At 36.2% G+C, this 19680-nt stretch carries 13 protein-coding genes; 9 read left to right on the forward strand and 4 right to left on the reverse strand.

Annotation, left to right across the window (positions count from 1 at the left end; translation table 11 throughout):
• Nucleotides 1–64: 64 nt before the first annotated feature.
• The 4 genes from BR72_RS14620 to BR72_RS14635 all read right to left on the reverse strand — a co-directional run bounded on the left by BR72_RS14620 (nucleotide 65) and on the right by BR72_RS14635 (nucleotide 4525).
• Entirely contained in the window at nucleotides 65–2122 is a 2058-nt protein-coding gene (locus BR72_RS14620) for a transglycosylase domain-containing protein (protein WP_035434066.1), read from the reverse strand.
• A gap of 104 nt (nucleotides 2123–2226) precedes the next feature.
• Entirely contained in the window at nucleotides 2227–2952 is a 726-nt protein-coding gene (locus BR72_RS14625) for a glycerophosphodiester phosphodiesterase (RefSeq protein ID WP_035434086.1), read from the reverse strand.
• A 156-nt stretch (nucleotides 2953–3108) separates the two neighbouring features.
• The gene (locus tag BR72_RS14630) at nucleotides 3109–4272 is read right to left on the reverse strand and encodes an RNA-guided endonuclease InsQ/TnpB family protein (RefSeq protein WP_035434068.1); all 1164 of its coding nucleotides are present in this window, start codon (nucleotides 4270–4272) and stop codon (nucleotides 3109–3111) included.
• Nucleotides 4244–4525 carry a hypothetical protein gene (locus BR72_RS14635; RefSeq protein WP_035434071.1) on the reverse strand — a complete coding sequence of 94 codons (282 nt, stop codon included), beginning with the start codon at nucleotides 4523–4525 and terminating at the stop codon, nucleotides 4244–4246. Before BR72_RS14635 ends, BR72_RS14630 begins: the two co-directional genes overlap by 29 nt.
• Before the next feature lie 244 nt (nucleotides 4526–4769).
• Between BR72_RS14635 and BR72_RS14640 the strand changes: the two genes are divergently transcribed.
• The 9 genes from BR72_RS14640 to BR72_RS14685 form a co-directional block, all read left to right on the forward strand.
• On the forward strand, nucleotides 4770–5171 hold the full coding sequence (locus tag BR72_RS14640; RefSeq protein ID WP_035434074.1) for a MerR family transcriptional regulator: 402 nt from the start codon (nucleotides 4770–4772) through the stop codon (nucleotides 5169–5171).
• Nucleotides 5172–5176: 5 nt separating this feature from the next.
• Complete coding sequence (locus tag BR72_RS14645; protein WP_035434076.1) at nucleotides 5177–6322, forward strand: MFS transporter; 1146 nt, start codon at nucleotides 5177–5179, stop codon at nucleotides 6320–6322.
• A 203-nt stretch (nucleotides 6323–6525) separates the two neighbouring features.
• On the forward strand, nucleotides 6526–7353 hold the full coding sequence (gene speE / locus BR72_RS14650; RefSeq protein ID WP_035434078.1) for a polyamine aminopropyltransferase: 828 nt from the start codon (nucleotides 6526–6528) through the stop codon (nucleotides 7351–7353).
• A gap of 174 nt (nucleotides 7354–7527) precedes the next feature.
• Entirely contained in the window at nucleotides 7528–8403 is an 876-nt protein-coding gene (gene speB / locus BR72_RS14655; protein ID WP_035434081.1) for an agmatinase, read from the forward strand.
• Between the two features lie 310 nt (nucleotides 8404–8713).
• Nucleotides 8714–9073 carry a YxeA family protein gene (locus tag BR72_RS14660; RefSeq protein WP_035434082.1) on the forward strand — a complete coding sequence of 120 codons (360 nt, stop codon included), beginning with the start codon at nucleotides 8714–8716 and terminating at the stop codon, nucleotides 9071–9073.
• Between the two features lie 200 nt (nucleotides 9074–9273).
• Nucleotides 9274–9711: a YwiB family protein gene (locus BR72_RS14665; protein ID WP_035434084.1), complete on the forward strand. Its 438-nt coding sequence runs from the start codon at nucleotides 9274–9276 to the stop codon at nucleotides 9709–9711.
• Complete coding sequence (gene argS / locus BR72_RS14670) at nucleotides 9711–11381, forward strand: arginine--tRNA ligase (RefSeq protein WP_035434085.1); 1671 nt, start codon at nucleotides 9711–9713, stop codon at nucleotides 11379–11381. Before BR72_RS14665 ends, argS begins: the two co-directional genes overlap by 1 nt.
• 1504 nt (nucleotides 11382–12885) lie before the next feature.
• Nucleotides 12886–16380 (forward strand): Cna B-type domain-containing protein, encoded by a 3495-nt coding sequence (locus BR72_RS25660; protein WP_156107949.1) that lies wholly within the window; start codon nucleotides 12886–12888, stop codon nucleotides 16378–16380.
• Nucleotides 16381–17896: 1516 nt separating this feature from the next.
• On the forward strand, nucleotides 17897–19680 hold a 1784-nt coding region (locus BR72_RS14685), incomplete at its 3' end, for a Cna B-type domain-containing protein (RefSeq protein ID WP_156107950.1).

The raw sequence follows: 19680 nt of genomic DNA on the forward strand, positions 1-19680 counted from the left end.
AGAACTGACTTCAAAAGGCACTTATGTACCTTTTGAAGTCAGTTTCTTATTCATTTCATTTTCCTTACCACGGAAAATACTTCTTCCACCAGCTTTGTTTATTTTTGTCCTTCTCTTTTAGCACTGCTTCAAATTCATCTTTCTCGTCAATATGATCCATGCAGTACTCCGTTGGTTCGGTCCCTTTTACAAAATACATTTTGACAGAAACGGGGCACCCTTTCGTGGCGATTTTCCCGTTTTCAGGGTTAATGTTTAGCGCGACTACATTGGCCGGTTTTTTAAAGTCTTGTTTCGGGGTTTCTTCTAATCCTTTCTCCATAATCGTTGCCCACATATTTTTTGCATAGACTTGCTCAGTTGGATTAGAGATTGTTTTTTGTTTATCATAGCCGACCCAAACACCTGTTACGAGATTTGGTGTAAAGCCAATCATCCAGCTGTCTGTCTCGGTTGAACCGGACTTTCCGGCATACGTGCGGGATAACTTTGGAATCAGGTTTTGCCCCGTGACGGAGGTATAGCTACTTAGCTTTTTATTAAACATACCCGTCATCATTTCTTCCATTACAAAGGCATTGTTCTCATCAAGAATTTGTTTGTTTTCTAAATGAGCATCATACAAGATGTTGCCGTCATGATCGACTACGCGCCGAATAAATGTTGGCTTTACTCGTTTCCCGCCGTTAGCAAGCAAGCTATAAGCATTTACCATTTCAAGTGGCTTTACGGGAGATGTTCCAAGCGCAAGCGATGGGACATCTTTTAATGAACTTGTAATTCCAAATTGTTTTGCGGTTTTTACAAGTGATTTTTCTTCTAAGAAAAGATGTGTTTTTACAGCGTATACATTGTCGGAAACAGCTAATGCTTGCGTCATTGTAATAAAATCATCGGCGTAGTAGTTTTTATAATTAGTCGGATTATACTTTGAAACACCATCGCCTAATGTGAACACGGTATGTTCGCTTTTTAAGCGGGTTGCTGGTGTAAATCCTTGCTCAAGAGCGGCGTAATATAAAAAAGGTTTAAACGTTGAACCTGGTTGCCGGTACGCCTGTGTTGCCCGGTTGAACTGACTTTTTTTATAATCACGTCCGCCGATGAGAGACATAACTTCGCCCGTTTTGGGGTTCATAGATACAATGGCTGTTTCTATCTCCGTTGTACTTGGAATGGTTTCGTTTACTGCATGTTCGGCAATTTTTTGTAGCTTTGGATCTAACGTTGTGTAGACACGCAGGCCACCTCGCGCTACCGTTTGCTCATCGAGACCAGCATCATTAATGAGAGAAGTTTGCACGGCACCTTGGAAATAAGGCGCTATTTCAGCTACTTCTTCTTTTTCAAGCGGAGCGAAGCCGAGTTGTTCTTGTTTTGCCGCTGCTGCTTCTAGTTTTGTGATATATCCTTGTTCTACCATTTCATTTAAAATGAGGGCTTGTCTTTCTTTTGCCCGGTTTTTATGCAAATAGGGAGAATACAAACTTGGTCCTTTTGGAATACCTGCGAGCATACTTGCTTCTGCTAAATTTAAATCTTTCGCATTTTTACTAAAATAGAGGCGGGCCGCTGCTTCGATTCCATAGGCACCATGCCCGTAATAAATTGTGTTTAAATAGCCTTGTAAAATATCATTTTTATTATAATTCACTTCTAGGCGAATGGTGTACATTGCCTCTAATAGCTTTCGTTTCCATGTTTTATCGTGATCTAAATATAAATTACGTGCGTATTGCTGTGTAATTGTACTCGCACCTTGTACTTTTTCCATCGCTTTAATGTCAGCAATCACCGCCCCGCCTATGCGTTTTACATCAAACCCATGATGGTTATAAAAGCGCTGATCTTCAATAGAAAGTGTTGCTTCTTTTACGTAAGATGAAATGTGATCGAGTGACACGTTATATCGTTCCTGTGCCCCATGACTTTGCCCCATAACCGAGTCGTCATTTGCATAAAAGATAGTTGTTTGTGGAACCGCAACAGGTGGTGGTCCTAAAATTTTCGCAACAAGTAACACAATGAAAATGGTAAAAACAAAGAAAAGGACACATGATAGCAGTGCAGTAAGGAAAAAGCGCTTATATTTCGCTTGTTTTTCATTTGTCGTAAGTTCCATTTCTTTTGTCACCCCTCATAGCATGCTTTTACTAGTATTGAGGTTTTGGATTGTTTTTAAACTATATAAATTCATTTTGATTTATATAAAAAAAGAGCTTCTTATTAAGAAAGAAGCTCAAAGGCACGTGCTGGCCAGTCGGTAATGATGACATCAACGCCGTAATCTATCATCTTTTGCAGATCCTCATATTCATTAATTGTATAAGGGCGGAATATATATCCTTGTTGCTGGGCCGTTTGTACAAACTCTTTTGTAAGTAATTTGAAGTTTGGATGGAGGCCATTAGCTTGTCTTTTTTTTGCTTCAGTAATTGGATCTGCAAGCGGTTCATCGTATAAAATCGCACGGGGAATCTCTGGCGCTAAAGCTGCAAGTAGGGCAACGGATTCATGGTTAAACGAAGAAAATACAATTTGATTAGCAAGATGAAATTCGCGAACAAGATCTACAACTTTCTCCTCTATACCTGGGTAACGAATAACATCTGTTTTTAATTCAATATTTAATTGCAGTGTTGTTGTAGAAAGCCAAATAAGCACCTCGCGGAGTGTTGGGATTTTTGCTTCATGAAAAGAAGAATCCTTGTAACTACCAGCATCGAGTGCTTGCAATTGTTCGGCTGTTTGTTCACGGACAAGCCCTGTTCCATTTGTTGTTCTATCCACAGTTTCGTCATGAATAACAACAAGTTCGCCATCTTTTGATACGTGTACATCAAGTTCAATGCCATGCGCACCAACGCGCTCTGCTTCTTGAAAAGCAATCATTGTATTTTCAGGGTGTGTACTTCTCACACCACGATGCGCAAGAATAAGTGGTTGTTTCATAATGAGTTCTGCTACTAAAAATATATACAAATGTATACTCTTAGAGTTTTCCTGCTTCTATGAACCCCATTTTGCCAACTACTCGCTACTTTGGTTTATATGGCTCTCCACAGGCGTTAATTCCGATGTAGCCCACCGTACATATATACCTACTATTTATGTTAGTATGGTATATTCTTTTGCTTGTAGAAGGTTGATGCATGCGTTTAAGTCTCTATCCATTTCATTTCCACACTCACATGTATACACTCTGTCAGACAGTTTTAAATCCACTTTCTTATGGCCACAACATGAGCATAATTTAGAAGAAGGATAAAATCTGTCTACTTGGCGTAATTCAATGCAATATTCTTTACACTTTGCTAATAACCATGTTTGAAACGTATAAAAACATTGCCCCGCGACCGCTTTAGATAGATGCTTATTCTTCATCATCCCTTTTACATTCAAGTCCTCTATTGTGATATAAGTCGGTTTGGTTTTCACTAACGTATTCACAACAGCTTTTATATACTCTAATCGTATATTGGACAATCGAGCATGTAGTTTTTGTATTCTAAGAATATTTTTGTCTATATTCGCTCTTTTATTAGTAACAGACGTTTCACCTCTCTTTTTTAGATTTTCATACTTTTGCGATAAAGAGCGTTGCTCACGTTTTAGTTTTCTTTCTAGCTTTCTTACTTTATCTGTTTTATTAATGTTTTCGTGAACTTCTCCGGTACTACAAATAGCAAAATCTTTAATCCCTAAATCAATCCCTAACCCTGTTTCCTCCAACTTTGGCTTTACTTTTGTTTCTTCTACTTCACAAAGTATGGATACATAATATCTCCCTGCTTTTTGAGAAACTGTCCCGCTTTTCACAATGGCGTTTTTAGGGATATAACCGTACTCTTTCAACCTTACAAAGCCAAGAGTAGGTATTTTTACTCGATATCTTTCAATCGTCCAGTCTGTTTTGTTGTTTTTAGGGAAGTAACATTTTACATCTTGATTTTTCTTCTTTTTAAATCTAGGAAATCCACTAACCCCTGTAAAAAATCTTTTAAACGCTTTTTCTCCATTCATAATAGCTTGCTTTGTGGATTTAGACGACACACTTTTTCTCCATGCTTTATCCTCATTATTAGGTATATATTCGTTGTTTAACCACTTGGAAAAATCCATTCCACTTACAAATCTACCTTCTTTTTCATAAACCTCTTTATTGTGAGAAATGTAGAAATTGTAGATAAATCTGCTAACCCCAATAGTTTGATGTATTTTAGATTTTTGTTCTTGAGTAGGGCTAATTTCTATCTTGTAGGCTTTTTTCAACTTCCTCATCCTTTACAATTTTTTTCTTGTATTTTCTTAACCCATATATACGACAGCTAAAAATGTGTAGAATAATTAGAAGTTGAACCCTTGTATAGATAATAGTCTTTCTACCAATTTGTTTCTTAGAGCTACCCGTATACTCAAGATACTGTTCATATTTATAATACTTTCTATTAGTGGGGGTTCTAAAAGCCTTTAATTTACCATCATTATCCCATCTGTATAGGACAATAGCGGGCGCGTTTAACAATTCTGCAAATTCTTTGGCTTATAATGTTAACTCATATAATCACAATCTTCGCGTAATTACATTGCGCTATAATTGATTATACTTGTATATATTTTTACTAACTAATGAACTTCTTCTTTATTTTAATTCAATTATGAAACTGAGTAATTCAAAAGACAACCGTTTAAGGAAAATTTACAAATGTGTAATAGTTGCACAAAAGTTAACGTTAACGTAAAATGTAATAATGTTGGGAGGGATAGACGTGTATAAAATTGAGGAAGTAACTAAACAAACTGGTTTAACAAAGCGGACTCTTCGTTATTATGAGGAAATTGGCTTAATTCATCCACCAGAGCGTAGTGAAGGGAATATTCGCCTATATACTGACGAAGACGTGGAGAAAATAAAAAAAATTGTAGAAGCGAAAGAAGTATTAGGTATTACGCTTCAAGAAATGCAGTATTTCTTATCCCTTAAAGAACGTATGGAGCAAAGAAAAAATAGTGAAAATCCGCGTGATCGGGAAGTCATTCAAGAAATAGCCAATATGCTGGCAAATCAAATTGAGACGCTAGACAAGAAAATGTTACAAATGAAGCGTGTGAAAGAAGAATTAGAACATAGCTTAGAAAAAGCAACGAAGTTTTTAGAAAGAGGAGAATGATTTATATGGAGAGTAAACAACGAACGGGGAGACTCATTACAGTAGTCGCTACGTTTCTTGCCTTTTCCGGCATTGGGGTAGTCGATCCCATTTTGCCAATCATCGCCGAGAAAATTGGCGCAACACATTGGCAAGTAGAAATGTTATTTACAGCTTATATTTTAACGATGGCCATTATGATGCTGCCAGCTGGTCTTCTTGCAGCACGATTTGGTGATAAGCGGATGATGACAATCGGTCTTGCGATTGTAACAGTGTTTGCATGCATTTGTGGGTTGTCACAAACAATTGCGCAGTTATCTATTTTTCGTGCTGGCTGGGGTCTAGGAAATGCGATGTTTTTCGCAACGGCAATGACACTATTAATTGCACTGAGTAAAGAAGTACATGAAGCGGTTGGATTGTATGAGGCTGCGATTGGCTTAGGTATGGCAGGTGGTCCGTTGTTAGGTGGTTTATTAGGTGGGTATTCTTGGCGTTATCCGTTTTTTGCGACAAGTGTTTTAATTGCTTTAGCATTTATTCTTGTTTTCTTTTTTGTAAAAGAACCAGAGCGCAAAGTGAAACGTCAGTCAGCTGGATTGAAAGAATTACTTAACCTAGTGAAGTATAAACCTTTCATACAAGGTGCCATTTCCGGGATGTTATATTACTATGCTTTCTTTGTTGTTTTGGCATATTCACCGCTTATTTTACATTTATCTGCTATTCAGCTTGGATTCGTCTTTTGCGGGTGGGGTCTTGCATTAGCGTATGGTTCAGCTAAACTTGCCCATCGATTAGAAGAGAACTATGAACCAAAAATGTTACTGCGTTTTAGCTTACTTGTATTTGCTTGCTTTTTAGTCTTATTATTCTTCGTGCAAGTAATGTGGTTACAAATTGTACTGATCGTTTTATCAGGTCTAGCATCTGGTCTTAATAATGCATTATTTACAAGTTACGTAATGGATATCTCGCCTTATGAAAGATCTATCACATCTGGTGTATATAACTTCGTTCGTTGGTTAGGCGGAGCAATCGCACCGATTTTATCGGGAGTTCTCGGTCACATGATTTCACCGCAAAGTCCGTTTTTAGTAGGAGGAATTGTTGCGCTAGTTGGATGTGTGATGATTTGTCTACCAATTCGTGAAAATGTAAAAAGTTAGAGCAAAACCCTTTCTTAGGAAAGGGTTTTCTTACTGTTTTATACATAATTGACCAAATATACGAACGAAAACAATTTGTTTCAAATATATTTACGGTATTTTTATAATTTTTAACTATACATTTTATATGTTTTGTTTTATTTTTGTTAGGGGACATTAATGGTGTCCACATTATAATTTGCAACGAAAGGCGTGATCGCACAATGGAACTATGGTTCACGGAAAAACAAACAAAGCATTTTGGAATTACAGCACGTATTAACCGCACTTTACATACGGAGCAAACAGAATTTCAAAAGCTTGATATGGTTGAAACTGAAGAATTCGGTAACATGCTTATTTTAGATGGCATGGTTATGACAACGCAAAAGGATGAGTTCGTATATCACGAAATGGTAGCGCATGTACCATTATTTACACATCCAAATCCTGAAAACGTTTTAGTTGTTGGCGGCGGTGATGGCGGTGTTATTCGTGAAGTATTAAAACACCCAAGCGTGAAAAAAGCGACACTTGTTGAAATTGATGGAAAAGTAATCGAGTACTCTAAAAAGTACTTACCAGAAATTGCTGGTGAATTAGAAAACCCGCGCGTAGATGTAAAAGTTGGCGATGGCTTTATGCACATTGCTGAAAGTGAAAACGAGTATGACGTAATTATGGTTGATTCTACAGAGCCAGTAGGCCCAGCTGTAAACCTATTTACAAAAGGGTTCTATGCTGGAATTTCAAAAGCGTTAAAAGAAGATGGTATTTTCGTAGCACAAACGGACAACCCTTGGTTCACACCGGAATTAATTTCAAACGTGTTTAAAGACGTAAAAGAAATCTTCCCAATTACACGTCTTTACACGGCTAACATTCCAACATATCCAAGCGGACTTTGGACATTCACAATCGGATCTAAGAAGCATGATCCATTAGAAGTAAGTGAAGAGCGTTTCCATGAAATCGAAACGAAATATTACACAAAAGAACTTCACAAAGCAGCATTTGCACTACCGAAGTTCGTTGGGGATTTAATTAAGTAAGAAAAGCGGAGCCGACTGTTCAGGCTTGACGGCTAAGGTTCTTTCCCGCAAAAAGAGTTTCTTCCTTTTCGCGGGGAAGAGTGTGGTAAATCGATAAAGAGGAGCAAGTAGCTCCAAATTTGAGACAAAATGAAAGGTTGGGATACCTTAAGTTCCAGATAGGAGGAAAAGAATATGCGTTTTGATGAAGCTTATTCAGGTAAAGTATTTATTAAAAGTCATCCAAGTTTTGAAGATGCTGAGGTAGTTATTTACGGGATGCCAATGGATTGGACAGTAAGTTATCGTCCAGGTTCTCGTTTTGGTCCAGCACGTATTCGTGAAGTATCAATTGGATTAGAAGAATATAGTCCATATTTAGATCGTGAACTAGAGGAAGTTAAATATTTTGATGCGGGTGATATTCCACTTCCTTTCGGTAATGCACAGCGTAGCTTAGACATGATCGAAGAATATGTAACAAAACTATTAGATGCGGGTAAGTTTCCGCTAGGTCTTGGTGGTGAGCACTTAGTGTCTTGGCCAATTTTTAAGGCGATGGCTAAAAAATATCCAGATCTAGCGATCATCCATATGGATGCTCATACAGATTTACGTGAATCTTATGAAGGGGAGCCGTTATCTCACTCTACACCAATTCGTAAAGTGTGTGATTTAATTGGCCCAGAAAACGTATATTCTTTCGGGATTCGTTCTGGTATGAAAGAAGAATTCGAGTGGGCGAAAGAAGTTGGCATGAACTTATACAAATTTGATGTATTAGAACCATTAAAGAAAGTATTGCCAACACTTGCAGGACGTCCAGTCTATGTCACAATTGACATTGACGTATTGGACCCAGCTCATGCTCCTGGTACGGGAACGCTAGAAGCTGGCGGTATTACATCAAAAGAACTATTAGATTCCATTGTTGCAATTGCAAATTCAAATATAAACGTAGTCGGAGCAGACTTAGTAGAAGTAGCTCCTATATATGATCACAGTGATCAAACACCAATCGCAGCAAGTAAATTTGTGCGCGAAATGTTACTTGGATGGGTGCAAAAATAAAAGCGAAGCCGACTGTTCAGGCCCGGTGGCTAAGGTTCTTTCCCGCAAAAAGTGCTTTTTACTTTTTGGCGGGTAAGGTTCTTAGACTTAAGGGACAGGAGGCGTAGCTAGATAAAGTAAAAGCGAAGGCTATTTCGAATTCATTCGAAGTAGCCTTTTTCTATGTCGTTTTTTCATCGAAACATATATTTATTAACATTCCTTACAATGATGTAAGGAAAGTGTAAGAAAAATCGATAGTGACTATCTTTTGTAAATTTTATACTGAACATAATAATAAGGAAGTATTACGTAAGAGGTGAAAAGCTTTATGCGTATGATATTAAAAGTTGTAGCGGTATTTGTTATTTTATGCGGGGCAGGAGCCTTTTATTTACAATCAAAAACAGAAGGTGTGCAGGCCTTTGTAGATAACTTCTTTTCAAGTAAGAAAGTAAAGGAATGTTATGCTGTCACAAATCAAGGCGAGAAAAAAGGAGACCGGTATTTGTACGCCTTTACTGCTTATGATAGAGAAGGAAATAAGCAAGTTGTGAAAAAAATGATAAATCGTGAGCTACGCCAAGGAGAATACCTGAAAATTTATGCAAAAGGTAGCCAAGGAAAAGCTTGGGCAGAGGCACAAGAGAATGAAGTACCAACGAAAGTGCTAGAAAAACTGAAGAAATAACGAAAACTCCAAGTTTACAATGAACTTGGAGTTTAATGTTTTACAAGGATAGAGATTATAAATTATTTTATGAAATATAGCATTTGTTAGGTTTCCTAATATTTCAGCAGACAGAAACCGCACTTTTTTGATATGATAGGAAAAGTGATTTATTATAAGCTTTATGTAATATCTATAATATTTTGAAAGGTGTGCAAGACGTGGAGAAGCAACTTGCAGGCTTACCAGTACAAGTTCACTTTGTAACAGAAATCCGTGAGGGAGTGCGAAAGGAAACTATTGCTTTTGATACAAATGGTCTATACTATGTAAAGGGCCAAAGTACATATGTAACGTTTCAAGAGCCGAACGAACAAGGCGAAGTGAAGACAATTATTAAAATTCAAGATGATCAAGTTCTCATTATGCGTTCCGGTGCTGTTTCGATGCGCCAAACTCATAAAAAAGGTGAGTGGACAACAGGAACGTATATAAGTGAACTTGGAACGTTTGCATTGCAAACGAAAACGGATAATGTCCTTTTTAAATGGTCGGATGAAAAGAAAAAGGGACAACTCTTTCTAACGTATGCATTGCTTCTAAGTGAACAAGAAGCAGGCCGATATACAATTACCATTAATATTAAGGAGGCACAGTAATGAACTCTTTAGAACAAGTAAAAGAACTTATTAAAGAGGAAATTAAAGCTGCTGTAGTAAAAGCAGAATTAGCGACAGAAGAACAAGTTGCAAACGTCATATTAGAAACACCAAAAGATAAAGCAAATGGTGACTTCTCGACAAACACGGCAATGCAGCTCGCACGTGTAGCGAAAAAGGCACCTCGTATGATTGCTGAGGATTTAGTTGCAAATTTCGATAAAGCAAAAGCTTCTATTGAAAAAATTGAAATTGCTGGTCCTGGTTTCATTAACTTCTATATGGATAACAGCTATTTAACAGATTTAATTCCAACAATTATTACAGCTGGCGAAGCATATGGGGAAACAAACACAGGTAAAGGTGAAAAAGTACAAGTTGAGTTTGTATCTGCAAACCCAACAGGTGACCTTCACCTAGGACATGCGCGCGGCGCGGCAGTTGGTGATACGTTATGTAACGTATTAGCAAAGGCAGGCTACGATATATCTCGTGAGTATTACATTAACGATGCGGGGAACCAAATTCATAACTTAGCGCTTTCTGTTGAAGCACGTTATATGCAAGCGTTAGGTTTAGAAAAAGAAATGCCAGAAGACGGTTACCATGGTGCTGATATTATCGGAATCGGACAACGCTTAGCTGAAGAGTTTGGCGATCGTTATGCAAAAGCTGATGAGAAAGAAAGCTATGAATTCTACCGTGAGTACGGTTTGAAATACGAATTAGCAAAACTTCAAAAAGACTTAGAAAGCTTCCGTGTTAATTTTGATGTATGGTTCTCTGAAACATCATTATACAAAAACGGAAAAATTGATCAAGCTCTTGCAGTACTAAAAGAGCGTGATGAAATATTTGAAGAAGACGGAGCAACTTGGTTCCGTTCTATGACTTACGGCGACGATAAAAACCGCGTATTAATTAAAAACGATGGTTCTTACACATACTTAACACCAGATATTGCGTATCACCGTGATAAATTAGAGCGCGGTTTTGATAAATTAATTAACATTTGGGGTGCTGACCACCACGGTTACATTCCTCGTATGAAAGCAGCAATTCAAGCGCTTGGATACGATAAAGATACATTAGAAGTAGAAATCATCCAAATGGTACAACTATACCAAAACGGTGAAAAAGTAAAAATGAGTAAACGTACAGGTAAAGCTGTTACACTTCGTGAGCTTATGGAAGAAGTGGGCGTGGACGCAATGCGTTACTTCTTTGCAATGCGCAGCGGTGACTCTCATTTAGACTTTGATATGGACTTAGCGGTATCAAAATCAAATGAAAACCCTGTATACTACGCACAATATGCACATGCACGCGTATGCAGCATCCTTCGCCAAGGTGAAGAGCTTGGATTAACTGCAGGCGGCGATGTGAACTACAAACTAGTTGCTTCTGAGAAAGAAGTAGACTTATTAAAGAAACTTGGTGAATTCCCAGCAGCAGTTGCAGAAGCAGCGCAAAAACGTCTGCCGCACCGCATTACAAGCTATGCATTTGACTTAGCAGCAGCGCTTCATAGCTTCTACAATGCAGAAAAAGTATTAAACCAAGATAATTTAGAATTAAGTAAAGCTCGTTACGATTTAATGCGTGCAGTACGCATTACACTTCAAAATGCATTAGCATTAGTTGGAGTATCTGCACCAGAGAAGATGTAATGAAGATTAGAAGTGATATAAAAATATCTGATCAGTCTATAGACTGATCAGATATTAATTTTGGAAAGCTTAAGTAGAAAAACGATGGAAGAGCTATCTCTCAGAAGTCGTTTTTTCTGCTCTAAATACATGTGTCAAAAATGTGCATGTTGATCATCCAAAAAATGGAAAAAGGACTTAATTGTTGCTTTTTTGTAATTATTCTAGAATAATAGATTGTGAGAATGTTTTCTTTTTTGGGAAAATATTATTAGGAAATGGTCCAATTGTTGCAAATAATGTTGCTACAGTTACGCCAAATATTTCAAAAAAACCTTCATCTAACTAAGTGTCTAAACTATGAGCAAATAACCTTGAAAACTTCCAACCTAGTTAAGAAACTAGAGATTACATGTCTAAAATATATAAATACAAATTAAAAATGACATAAAAAAACTCTTTCTTTTTAGGTAGGCGAGAGCATCTGGCCATGCATAAAAGGATGAAAACAAAGAGAGAAAGCGCGAGTGCAGGTTATGTTTTGTTCTGCATAGTAGCGGTTTATATGTTGATAAATCAAAATGAGCTTATATAGTACATACTGTACAATTTAAATTTTTGTGATTTGATAAGAATTAATGAAAGAATATAAATCTCTCAGATTCTATGTTATTACAGAATATATGCACATATTAATATTTTGATTTTGAGGATTCAACATCTTTTTAGAAAAACTAACCATTCTTATCAAGTAGCTGAAACGAATATATAAGTTCAGTTTAACCCTTCGACATAGCCACGGAGCCAATTAGGCAAGTACTTTTTCTCGACATTCATTTTACTCCAAAAATGAAAAGACCGATTTTCTTATTTTTGTATGATACGTAGGAACTCGGTTGACAATTACACTCTTTTTTATTACCTCAAAGTTTGTCCTACTGTATTCAAATTTGGAGAATATGACTTTCATCCGCATTGACAAATAATAAATACTTCGTCTGAAGTGCTTTTTATTATATAACACTGAGGTTGAAATACTTCGTGTTTTTCGTGTCAGCTTGTTTCTCTAAATATAAGGCGTTTTAAAGCTGCGGTTTTTTTGGCTTGTATCATACGCTACATTTCTTGTTTTCCTTCAGGATGATAAATATGGAAATCGACTAGATGCAATTTTATTATGAAATAGCTCGTCAATTCCTTTATTGTTCTTGCTAAATAGTAAAAATCAACAATCTCGTCGTTTAGACATATTAGAAAAAATAGATGAGTTTATATAGAAGTAACATTTCGAGTTTCAAGGTAAAAGAAGGGGTGAAGAAAGACAAAAATTCATAATGGTTATTCAACATATATAAATAAAAACAGCTCAATAACATTGATTAATAGAGCCTTTGTTATGTCTTTCCGCCCTAAAAATTACCTATATTGTAATTTGAAGGGGGTAACATAAAGCGTGCATTTAAAAAGAATAACTTCGATTTTCTCAATTATAATGATTTTTATGTTTACTATAGGCCAGAGTTTAATGCCTATAATAGCAAATGCACAAGAGTTAAATACAGCAGGACTTGTAGATAGACTGGATTTGGAAAAAACAGATCTACAGAGCTCAGAGTGGACGCAATTAACTGTAAACTTCAGTGAAAAGGATAGACTTAAGCTGAAGCCTGGAGACACACTAACATTAACACTACCTCCAGAATTACATGGATTTCCTACAAAGATTCAGTTAAGTGATTATGGTGAGTGTAAAGTAACTGGAGATAAAGTGATATGTACGTTTAATGATAAGGTAAATAAACACCAAAATATTAAAGGAAGTTTTTATCTTAACGTTCAAGCTACTAATGTAGGAACGGATGAAAAGAAAGAAATTGAAACAAATTTCGGTACAAATTTAGATAAGCAAACTATAACAATTACCGGTCCAACAGGTGGTGGTGGTACAGATCCTGGAGAGCAACCGTTTTTTTATAAAACAGGTGATACGAACTCAGGTCAGGAAAATGTACTGCGTTGGTTCTTGAATATAAACTTAAATAAAGACAATTTAAGTAGTGATATTGTTGTGAATGATAATTTACATGAAGGTCAAACGCTTAATAAAGATAGTTTCAAGATCCACATTAATAATGGTTCTGGAGTATCACCTCAAGCCTTTGAAGCTCAAGGTTATGGAACCATTACGTTTAATGGTGATAAATCATTTAAAGTTGTGATAAATAAAGATAAAGCGAGTGGTAATGCATTTTCGGTTTGGTATACATCTACTTTAACGGAAGCCGGAAAGAAGCAAGACTACTTTAAGAATGATTATCAGGTTGATTACCAAGTCACTGGAAAAAAACCGGCTTCTGAATCAGGTACTTTCCCAATCAAAAATATGGCAGGTGGCGGTACTGCTGAAGGTGACAAGGTTTCAAAAGGAACGCTAAGAATTGTTAAGCACCTTGAAGGAAATGAAGAAAAAGTAATACCGAATGTTAAGTTTAAGTTGTATAAAGCATCGGGCGAACAAGTTGGAGATGAATATATAACAGATGAAAAAGGTATAATCGAAATCAAAAATTTAACACCAGGTAAATACTATGTACAAGAAGTTTCAGCTCCAAACTATATTGATTTTGATCCTAAGGTAAAAGTAGAGTTTGAAGTGGAAGAAGATGCTGTAAACGGAATTAAGTTGCCGATTTCGAATAAAGTGAAAACTACATCGATTGCTGGAACGAAGACGTGGAATGATAACAACGCATCAGATCGTCCAAGTTCAATCAAAGTAGATTTACTCCAAAATGGCCAAAAGATTAATACGAAGGAAGTAACGGCGGCAACAAACTGGAAATACGAATTTACAGGTTTAGCAGTTTACGATGCAGATGGCAAAGAGTATAAGTACGAAGTGAAAGAACAGCCAGTAAACGGATATGAATCCAAAGTGAATGGTTATGACATTACAAATACAAAAGCAGGAAAAGTAAACGTAGAGGGAACAAAAACTTGGAAGGATAACAATGCAGCAGATCGTCCAAGCTCAATCCAAGTAGAGTTATTCCGAAACGGTGAAAAGATTGACACGAAAGAAGTAACAGCGGCAATAAACTGGAAATACACATTTGCAGATTTACCGGCATATGATGCAAATGGAAAAGCCTACACGTATACAGTGAAAGAACAATCAGTCCCAGGATATGAATCCAAAGTAAATGGTTATGACATCACAAATACAAAAGTAGGTAAGACAAAAGTAGAAGGAATAAAAACTTGGAAGGATAACAATGCAACGAATCGTCCAAGTTCAATCAAAGTAGACTTACTACAAAATGGTAAAGTAGTAGATACAAAAGAAGTAAGTGCGGCAACAAGTTGGAAATACACGTTTGACAACCTACAAGCCTACGATGCGAATGGAGTAGCATACAAGTATGAAGTGAAAGAACAACCAGTCCCAGGATATGAATCCAAAGTGAATGGTTACGACATCACAAATACAAAAGTAGGTAAGACTTCCGTTACAGGAATGAAGACGTGGAAAGGTGGCACAGAGGAAGAACATAAAGCCATCAAAGTAGACTTACTACAAAACGGTCAAGTGATTGACGCGAAAGAAGTAAGCGCGGCAACAAATTGGATGTACACGTTTGACAATCTACAAGCCTACGATGCGAATGGAGTAGCATACAAGTATGAAGTGAAAGAACAACCAGTCCCAGGATATGAATCCAAAGTAGATGGTTTTAATATCACGAATACAAAAGTAGGAAAAGTGAACGTAGAAGGAACGAAAACGTGGAACGATAACAACGCAACAGATCGTCCAAGCTCAATTAAGATAGACTTATACCAAAATGGTACGGTTTTACTGACGCAATATGTAACATCAGCAAATGATTGGAAGTACACATTTGCAGATTTACCAGCTTATGATGCGAAAGGAGTAGCCTATACGTATACAGTGAAAGAACAATCAGTTCCAGGATATGAATCCAAAGTAAATGGTTATGACATCACGAATACAAAAGTAGGCGAAACGAAGGTAGAAGGAACGAAGACATGGAAAGACGATGGTGCAACAGATCGTCCGACAATGATCAAAGTAGACTTACTACAAAATGGCAAAGTAGTAGATACACAAGAAGTAACAGCAGCAACAAATTGGAAGTATACGTTTGACAAACTCCCAGCTTATGATGCGAATGGAGTAGCATACAAGTATGAAGTGAAGGAACAGCTGATCGACGGATACAAATCCGAAGTAAACGGTTCAGACATCACAAATACAAAGGTTGGCGAAACGAAAGTAGAAGGAACGAAGACATGGAAAGACGATAATGCAAAAGATCGTCCGAAAATGATCAAAGTAGACTTACTACAAAACGGTAAAGTAATTGCAACAAAAGAAGTAACAGCAGCAACAAATTGGAAATACACGTTTGAAAACCTACCAGCTTACGATGCGAAAGGAGTAGCATACAAGTATGAAGTGAAGGAACAACCGGTAGACGGATACAAATCCGAAGTAAACGGTTCAGACATCACAAATACAAAAGTAGGTGAAACAAAGGTAGAGGGAACGAAGACATGGAAAGACGATGATGCGAAAGATCGTCCGAAAATGATCAAAGTAGACCTACTACAAAACGGTCAAGTAATTGACACGAAAGAAGTAAGTGCGGCAACAAATTGGAAGTACACGTTTGAAAACCTACCAGCCTATGATGCAGAAGGTAAGGCATACAAGTATGAAGTGAAAGAACAGCCAGTAGACGGATACAAATCCGAAGTAAATGGTTATGATATCACGAATACAAAAACTAAGGGCGAAACAGGTGAAGATCCAAAAGATCCGAACAAAGGTCCAAATGAAGATCCAAAAGATTCATCTAATAAAGAAAACGATAAGACGACAGTATTACTTCCTAAAACAGGAGGAACACCAGCAGAGATGATTTCAATTGTTGGAGGTATGGTATTGTTCGTTTTAGGTGGAATTTTATTCGCTCGTCAACGAATGAAACAATAAAAAGATTTTAGGGTATTATTGATAGCCCCTTTAGGAAATCATTCAAAAAACTTCATGAGCAGATGAAGAAATGAATGAAACCTAAAGGGGTTTTTTAATTCTAAAGATATTTGTTAATAAAGGTTCTATAGTGATAATGGGAAAATAAGGAGATGTTAATTAACTCTTGCTTTTTGTTAGCAATTCGACAATAATGGGTGTGGGAAGGATTTCTTTTTAATGTTGAAAATCACTAAAATGGCATGCTTACATCATTAGTTGGTGGAATTATATATTACAATGATCAATAATGTTTCTGCAGCTACGCCATGGGTGAAAAGATGCCTCATCTTACAAAACATCTACAAAATTAATAAGTAATCTTTAAAATTTCTAATCTAGTCAAGAAAGTATGTATTTTATGTTTAAAATAGTACATACGGTACAACTTACATTTTCATGATTTAATAAAATTGTGAAGGAATATAAATTACACAATTTTAATACTGTCATTACTCTTATATACATAATCATAATGTAATTGATGGAGTTAATTTTATTTTGAAAAATTGACACCTCTTTATAAATAGATGAAATGTGTATAAATAGAGTCCTTTCAAATTTTCTACATAGTTATAGAAACCATTAGACAAAGTACTTTTTCTCGATACTCATTTATATACTCCAAAAATAAAAAGATGTATTTTAATTTTTTATTTGGTTGGTAATCATATTTTTTTATCCCACTTTATTTAGATTTGGAGAATATAGCTTTTATCTTCATAGATAAACATAACTTCGTCAGGAGCGTTTTATGTTTGTTTTCGTGTGTAAGGTGATCGATTATCCCCGTGATTCATGATAACAAAAAACGTATCCTCAATAGTATCCTTTCGAATACAAATATCTCAGTACGTTTTACAGCTATAACATTCTTTAGTTGTTATGCTGCATTTAATTATAAACTTTACTTCTCGCTTTTTTAGGAGGCAGTATCAGAGTCGGGTGAAGTAGCCTGTTCATATACCCCTGTGTACTAAACGTTTTTTTCGCAATTAGTATAAAGAAGTTTCACAATCCTTACAGCATAATAAGCCGAATAACTGTTACATGTTTTATCATCGTTGTTTTTGAATAATCTTTTCCTAATGAAGTTGTTCATTCACCTTTGTATTTGTAATGTGAAATCCTTTCCGTATATTCGCCAATATTCTTGTTAAACAATATAGAACAGAGTTGTTGTGGATGACATACATCGGGAAAATTTAAGTTTATAACATGTAATAAGCAATCTCGTTTATTTTGCATAAAGGTAAGACTTCCTACCTTAAGGTACAAAAAAAGTAAAAAATAGGGGGATAAGACTCCTGCGGATGGAAGTGTTATTTTATCTAAGTGATAGAAGGATTGAAAAAGAGAAAAGATGATAGTATTTATTAAGAATTAAGTAAAGCATCGTAATGACATTGAATAATAGAATCATTGTTATAGTTTGTACCGGACTGTATCTATATTCAAAATTTACAGGAGGGAACATATGCATTTAAAAAGAACCACTTCGATTTTTTCAATTATAATGATTTTTATGTTTACTATAGGTCAGAGTTTGCTGCCTATAATAGCAAATGCACAAGAGTTAAGTACAACAGGATTTGTGGATAGTATTACGTTTGATAAACAAACATTGAAGCAAGGAGATCGGGCTACAATAAATGTAACCTTCAGTGATAAATCCGGAAATAATATGAAGTCTGGAGACACGTTAACATTAACACTTCCTCGAGAATTAACAGGCTTTGGGGGGGATATCCCATTAAATGATGAGCAAGGTATTAATTTTGGTACTTGTAAGGTAACTGCGGGTAAGGTGGTATGTACATTTAATGATATGGTGGAGAAACTTCACAATATCAGAGGACATTTTTATTTTACAGTTGAAGCTAATCGTGTAGAACAAACAACAAATGTTGAAACAAATTTAGGGACGAATTTAGATAAACAAACTGTCACGATCACTGGTTCAAGCGGTGGTAGTACAGGGACTGATCCATTTATCGGCAAAACCGGTTATATTCAACCGAGTAATCCCGATGAAGTGCGTTGGTTCTTGAGGATAAACAACAAGAAAGAATATTTAGGTAGAGATATTGTTGTGTCTGATAGTTTGCAGGAAGGCCAAACACTTAATAAAGATAGTTTTCGAATAATAGTTAATAACGTAGAGGAGTTAACTATTAAACAATTTCAAGATCAACGTTATGGATATGTTCAGTTTGATGACGGCGGTCGTTCATTTAAAGTCGTGATTAACTGGAGTATGGGAAGTGCTAGGTCTTTTAATGTTTCTTATGCAAGTACGATAATGGAAAGCGGAAAGAACCAAGAATCTTTTAAGAATGATTATAAAGCTGATTATCAACTTCTATACAAACAACCGGTTTCTGTATCGGGTAGTGCTACAGTCGCAAATGTAACATCTGGCGGTGGTATTCAAGGTGATTTACCTCCTAAAGGAACGTTAAGAATTGTTAAGCATCTTGAAGGTAACGAAGAAAAAGTAATACAAAATGTCTCGTTTAAGTTGTATAAAGAGTCAGGTGAACAACTTGGGGATGTATATAAAACAAATGAAAAAGGGATAATTGAAATTTCTGATTTACAACCAGGGAAATATTATGTACAAGAGATTTCAGCTCCAGAGTATATTGATTTCGACTCTCAGACAAAAGTAAGTTTTGAAGTTAAATCAAATGAGGTAAATGGAGTTAAACTACCGATTTCGAATAAAGTGAAGACTACATCCATTACAGGAACAAAAACATGGACAGGCGACAATGCGGCAGATCGTCCGAAAGAGATTAAAGTAGACTTACTACAAAATGGTCAAGTCATTAAAACACAAGAAGTAACAGAAGCAAGCGGTTGGAAATATGAATTTAAAGACTTAGTTGCATACGATACAGACGGAAAAGTGTATAAGTATGAAGTGAAAGAACAACCAGTTGATGGATATAAATCCGAAGTAAAAGGTTATGACATTATAAATACAAAAGTGGTCCAACTAACAAAAGTAGAAGGAACAAAGACGTGGAAAGACGATAACGCAACAGATCGTCCAAGTGCAATCAAGGTAGATTTACTGCAAAACGGCAAAGTAATCGCAACACAAGAAGTAACGGCGGAAAAAGATTGGAAATACGAATTTAAAGATATATCGGTATATGATGCAAACGGCAAAGCATATACGTATGAAGTAAAAGAGCAATCAGTAGACGGATACCAATCTGAAGTAAAAGGTTATGACATTACAAATACAAAAGT

The organism is Bacillus sp. UNC322MFChir4.1, assembly GCF_000746135.1.
Classification (GTDB): Bacteria; Bacillota; Bacilli; order Bacillales; family Bacillaceae_G; genus Bacillus_A.